This is a genomic window from Paenibacillus darwinianus (assembly GCF_000598065.1).
GTDB classification, from domain to species: domain Bacteria; phylum Bacillota; class Bacilli; order Paenibacillales; family Paenibacillaceae; genus Paenibacillus_I; species Paenibacillus_I darwinianus.
In genome coordinates this window covers 4,852-9,612 of sequence record NZ_KK082199.1, presented here as the reverse complement: position 1 = coordinate 9,612, position 4,761 = coordinate 4,852, and the positions used below count along the sequence as shown (strand labels likewise).

The 4,761-nt window shown below is 57.2% G+C and carries 4 protein-coding genes; all 4 read right to left on the bottom strand.

Going from position 1 to position 4,761, the window contains the following annotated elements; genetic code table 11:
• Positions 1–175: 175 nt before the first annotated feature.
• A complete protein-coding gene (locus BG52_RS13010; RefSeq protein WP_036582414.1) occupies positions 176–445 on the bottom strand; it encodes a hypothetical protein in 270 nt (89 codons plus the stop codon).
• 7 nt (positions 446–452) lie between these two features.
• Positions 453–1,148, bottom strand: coding sequence for an endonuclease III (gene nth / locus BG52_RS13005; protein ID WP_036582416.1), 696 nt, complete (start codon positions 1,146–1,148; stop codon positions 453–455).
• Positions 1,149–1,547: 399 nt separating this feature from the next.
• The gene (locus BG52_RS13000; protein ID WP_036582419.1) at positions 1,548–4,283 is read right to left on the bottom strand and encodes an S-layer homology domain-containing protein; all 2,736 of its coding nucleotides are present in this window, start codon (positions 4,281–4,283) and stop codon (positions 1,548–1,550) included.
• 31 nt (positions 4,284–4,314) lie between these two features.
• Positions 4,315–4,761: GerMN domain-containing protein (locus BG52_RS12995; protein WP_051602337.1), on the bottom strand; the 447-nt coding region annotated here is incomplete at its 5' end.

Genomic DNA, 4,761 nt, shown 5'->3' with positions numbered 1-4,761 from the left:
GCCGCCGAATCGCCGGCGGCCTCCATCTCGGCCGAGATGGAGCGGAGCGCATGATCCAGCGCGCCGTTTGTTTGTACCGTCATGGTTTCCATGAGTCCTCCTGTCCCCCCCTAACCGCAGACAAGCCGGCGGCGCAGGCCGTCGGCTTGATCTTCCGGTTGATGTCGTCCGCTTGTTATTCGGCCGTCTCGTCGCCCGGCATGCAGATTTCAAACACGTTACCGTGCTGCAAGATCGTGATGCCGCGCTGCTTTTCACGCATGACAACGACTTCGGGCTTCACTTTCATCCGTTCAATATATTGTTCGGGAACCTCGCCCGAGCCGCTGACCGTGATGCCTTCCAGCACAACGTCTTCATTGTCTGCAGGCGGGGAATCGAGAATTTGCTCGTAAATATCGGAGAAGGCTTCGAAATTGTCGGTGTAAACGGAAATGCATTTCATGGTTCTCTCATCCTTTGTCGGATCGTTTAACGATCGTTTTTGTAATGTTTTTACTGGCGCGAACCGATTTCATACGCCGCTTGCCTTCGGGGCAAACGTCCAGCAGCGGGCAAATCTCGCATTTCGGGTTTTGCGCCTTGCAGTGATAACGGCCGAAAAAAATCAGCCGGTGATGCGTGTCCGTCCATTCCTCACGGGGAACGAGCTTCATCAGCTTCTTCTCGACCTCGAGAACCGAATCGTCCGGCTTGGCCGCAGCCAGCCGCTTTGCAACTCGCTCCACATGCGTATCGACCGCGATTGCTGGTACACCGAACGCGTTGGATACGACCACGTTCGCCGTCTTCCGTCCGACACCCGGCAGTTCGGTCAACGCCTCGTGCGAGGAAGGCACTTCACCGCCGTATCTGTCAATCAGCAGCCGGCAAAGCTTCTGGATGTTCGCCGCCTTATTGCGGTACAAGCCGATTCGGCGTATGTCCTGCTCGAGTTCCCCGAGCGGAACGACTAAATAATCCTCCGGCTTACGGTACTTGCGGAACAAGTCTGCCGTCACTTTGTTTACCGTCGCATCCGTGCATTGCGCAGATAACAGCACCGCGACAGTCAACTCAAAAGGATTGCCGTGCACGAGCTCGCAATGCGCTTCCGGAAACATACCGGCGATCGTATCTAAGATGTGCCGCATCCGTTTGGCGTTCATATCCAGTCTCTCCCGGGCTTTATCCGGCTGGCAGCCGGCTCGCTATCATCTATTTCCATAGGTGTTCGTTCAAAGTGTAGCGAAAAATGTCGTGCCGCGCAAGCGTCATTGTTGCGCTCCGGACCCCTAACGGTTCGGCATGGGCCGCTGTTCACGAATTTATCATTCTTTTGGGGTTTCATCCATTGTTTCCTGAATCGGGTATGAGCGTTCCTCGAGCCGAAAGTTTGCCTCCAGCTTCCGTCAGATTCCACCTCACGATGGACACCCTTACTCTTGGCTAGTGGTTGGCCACTACCAGCCCCCACAGCGGACTTTCACCGCCTAGTTAATCGTCATGCGTGACGCACCAAAAAAAGCGCACCGGCTAGTGCCGATGCGCTGCTGTCCTAGCAATCATTAGAGTTTGACAACCTCGAGCAGCTTGCCTTGATAACGGTAAAGAACGATCGGATCCCCCTGACGAAGGTCTAAGATCGAAAGGCCGGCGTCGTCGGAAGTGAACACCGTATCGGGAGCCAGCTTGTACCGATAGTTGTCGCTTAAATTTGCCCGAATGACATGAAGCTCATTGGTTGCCGCTTCATACTTCCAGAACTTTTTGGATATACCCGCGATCACCGAAACGAGCGTTTTGTCCTGCTCGTCCTTGCGGATTTCAATACGGTCGCCCGCCGCAAGAGTCGAGGTCGTGGCCGCTACCGCATCGTTCTTGACGATGCGGTAGCCGGCTCCCAGCGCGACCTCGGTTGTCTTGCCCGAGTAATCGGCGAATGTGATCGTATCGGTACCGAACGAAACGACTATGCCGATCGTTACGAGCACCCGCTTCACCTCGGCCAGCTGCCGTCCGATCAGCGTGACATTGACGGTTTGGCCTGCCGTCAGCTGGGGGAACGTCAGCGCTTCGCCCTTTTCACCAATGAACGCCACACCCGTGCCGACGCTCCAAGGGGAGGTAACGCCTTCGCTTGTGGTCAGGTTAATTTTTTTGCCGGCCGTATCGACGGAGGCAACCGTCATTTGAACGGTTTTATGCACTTGGATCGACAAGACCTTCTCCTGGTTCGTATCCAGCAGCAGCGTCACCGTCTGTCCCGCTTGCACGTCGGCCGCCGTCGCCGCGCTCTTGCCGTACAGCTCAACCGCAGGCGTCGGAGCCGGCAGCACAATGGTGGAGCCGTCAGCCAGCTGGAGCGTCACCTGCTTAGCCGTCGTATTCAAGCTGATAAGCGTACCCGAATATTTGTATACAAAGCTCAGCGAAACGGCAGTCGAGCCGAAGTAGGAAACCGAAATTTTGCGATTGTTCAGAAGCAGCTGCGAGGCGGCCTCCAACGTGAACAACGTACCGTTAAAATCGATCCGTGTCTTGTCGGTCAGCTTAAGCGCCAGCGGATTTCCCGAAGCGTCCGTCAAAGTCAATATTTTCGCGGCGGCGGCGTACGAGGTAATCGAAGCGCCGTTAACGGTCTGAACGTTCCGGTTCGTTACCTTGACCGCCGAAACCTTGCCTTGACCGTTCAATGTAAGGTCGATCGTATCCTGCGCGGTAAGATCGGCCAGCGCCGCGTTGGGGATGCCGTTAATGGTTACCTCCACGGAAGACGCTAGGAAATCCGCTTCGGCTCTCCCGCCTACGGTATAGGTAATCAGCTTGCCGTCGGCGCTCACCGCCTCGAAACGGCCGCTTACCGTTTGCGCAGCCGCCTGGCTGACCGTAACTTTCGTGACCAGATCGTTCACGATTTCATAGGCAATGGTGTCGCCGGCCGCCAGGTCGCCCAGCGCGGCAGGACGTCCCTGCTTCGTAACCGCGACCGTTGACGCGATGCTCCAAGGCGAAGAGGTGCCCGTCGCGTTATCGGCAATCGTGATCGAGCCGGCCATCACGCTGACTACCGTTCCCTGTCCCGTCTTGTTGACCGGAGCGCCCTTCACCCGCACATTCACGGCAAGCGGAGCGGACCGGAACGTATCGCGGTCCAGCTCGACCGTGCTGCCTTCTTTCAAATCGGCGGCGGCCAGCAGTTGTCCGCCGCCGTCTTGCACGCGCAGCGTATCGTCGTAATTGATCGATACGAATTCGGCGCCGACACGCAGCCAAATTTTGCGTTCCGCCGGAACGATGCTCGCCACCGTACCGCTGATCGTTTCAATCTTCTGGTCCGCTCCCGACTGTTCGATATAAAGAGCCTTGCCGTTCGCGGAAATGACGATAGCATCCGTATATGGCAGAATGGTCGCGAGCGAGGCCGGCTGATCCGAATCGAACCGGTAGAGCAGCGTGTCGGCTGCAACGGAATACGTTGTGCTCTTGCCATCTTTGCCGACAACCGTAAGCGACGAGTCGGTTAACGAAGCGACAACGCCTGCAGTTTGGCCTTTGTAGCCCACCGAAATCTGCGACTCCGCTCGGCTGAGAAGCGTTGCCAGCGACGCGCGGTCAATGAGCCCTTTCGGATTGAATTTGTCCGGGGATACGCCCTTGATCAATCCGAGTGAGACCGCCGTGCTGACGTAACCTTCGTAGCTTTCGCCAATTTGCGCGCGGTCGCCGAAAGCGGACGGCTCGTCGCTCCATTTATCCGCCATTGCCGTTTGTCCGATCGCGCGCACGATGAGCTTCGTCACCCACTCGCGCGACGCTCTCGCGGTACCCCAGGGCGCATCCGGTTCGGCTTCGGCCAGCGCGTATTCCTCGGTCTGATCCAGCAGCTTCTTTTGCAGGGCAAGGGCGACATAGGCTTTGGCATAATTGCCGACTTCAAAAACATCGGGGAAAATAATGGCGCCGTTCTCATCCATTTCCTGATCCAAACCCATAAACCGGATCGCCATGATCACCGCGTCCTGCCGCGTGATGCTTTCGGCCGGTTTGAATTTGCCCCCGTTCCCCCGCACGATACCCTGCAAAGCGAGCTTCGCGATATGCTTCTCCGCCCAGTGGCCTTTCTTGACATCGGAAAACGGCGTGGACGGTCGGTCGGCCGGCGCGGCCGCAGCCTGAACACTGGCGGCGGCGTTCGCAGCCGTTGTCCCGGTCGTTTCCGCATAGGCGGCCCCGGCACCGGAAATAAGCGTGCAAATCATCGTCGTGACCAGAATTTTTTTCCAGGAAGATTGCTGAGACATGCCGATGTTTCCCCCTTGAACGTATGATTGGTTAATCGCGTTGAATCGGATGCTCTAACTCGATGTGGCCCATCAGGCTTTCGACCGCTTCGCCGTCGATCAGGATGTCGAGCGCTTTAACCTCATCAAATTGGAACACGGTGCGTTTGATCGCTTCCAGCGCCAACGCCTCGCCCGGCGCGCCGAGTCGCGCTTCGTCCGGAATCGACATATCCACCGTAAGCAAGCCGTCTTTCAGCGCAGCGCTTTTGAACGTTACGCCCTTCCAAAGCGACAGTTCCTTTTCGGTCTCGATCTGCAAGGCATTCAATGCCGCCTTGTAAACATTGCCGTCTTCACCGACTGTCGCTTCCGTTTGCTTTTCGATCAATTCGCTCAGCTCGGCATCCGAAACATAGTAGCGGACCTTGACCGTCTTCGAAGCTGGCTCGACCGGCTTCTGGTCAGCGTCGCTGCCGGCAGCCGCGCCTGCGGCTTG

Excerpts from the sequence above, each read along its gene's own strand:
- BG52_RS13010 (WP_036582414.1), bottom strand. The coding sequence starts at position 445 with ATGAAATGCATTTCCGTTTACACCGACAATTTCGAAGCCTTCTCCGAT.
- nth (WP_036582416.1), bottom strand. The coding sequence starts at position 1,148 with ATGAACGCCAAACGGATGCGGCACATCTTAGATACGATCGCCGGTATG.
- BG52_RS13000 (WP_036582419.1), bottom strand. The coding sequence starts at position 4,283 with ATGTCTCAGCAATCTTCCTGGAAAAAAATTCTGGTCACGACGATGATT.